Annotated in this window: 1 protein-coding gene; it reads left to right on the forward strand. The window is 68.6% G+C overall.

Annotated elements, in window-relative coordinates:
* Window positions 1-551, forward strand: a 551-nt coding sequence (locus H1D44_RS20760) for a contractile injection system protein, VgrG/Pvc8 family (protein ID WP_280525496.1), incomplete at both ends; no start/stop codon positions are given.

Genomic DNA, 551 nt, shown 5'->3' on the forward strand with positions numbered 1-551 from the left:
AGCCTCTCCGCCCGCGACATCCTCGACCGCGAGGCCACCCTGACGATCTGGCAGGACGACGAGATGCTGCGCCAGGTGAACGGCATCGTCAGCGAGTTCGCCCGTGGCGACCGCGGCCACCGCCACACCTTCTATCGGGTCGAGATCCGGCCCGCGCTGTGGCGCCTTGGCCTGCGCCAGAACTCGCGCATCTTCCAGGAGGTCTCGCCGCTCACGGTGCTCAACACCCTGTGCGACGAGCACGGCCTGACCGATCTCGCCTTCGCCGCCACCCGCGAGCCCGAGTCTCGGGAGTACCTCACGCAGTATCGGGAAGACGATCTCGCTTTCGTCGAACGCCTGGCCGCCGAAGAGGGGCTGTTCTACTTCCATGAGTTCTTCGAGGTCGGTAGCGACGAAGACGTTCACGCCGCCCACCGCCTGGTGTTTGCCGACGCGCCCCAGGTGCTGAGCCACCTGGGCGAGCGTACCTATCACGGCCGCGCCGGGGGCACGCCGCCGACGCGTCACGTGCGCAAGCTGCAGCAGCATGCCCGGGTCGCCCCGGCATC

It is taken from the genome of Billgrantia kenyensis (assembly GCF_013697085.1).
In the GTDB taxonomy this organism is placed as follows: Bacteria; Pseudomonadota; Gammaproteobacteria; order Pseudomonadales; family Halomonadaceae; genus Halomonas; species Halomonas kenyensis.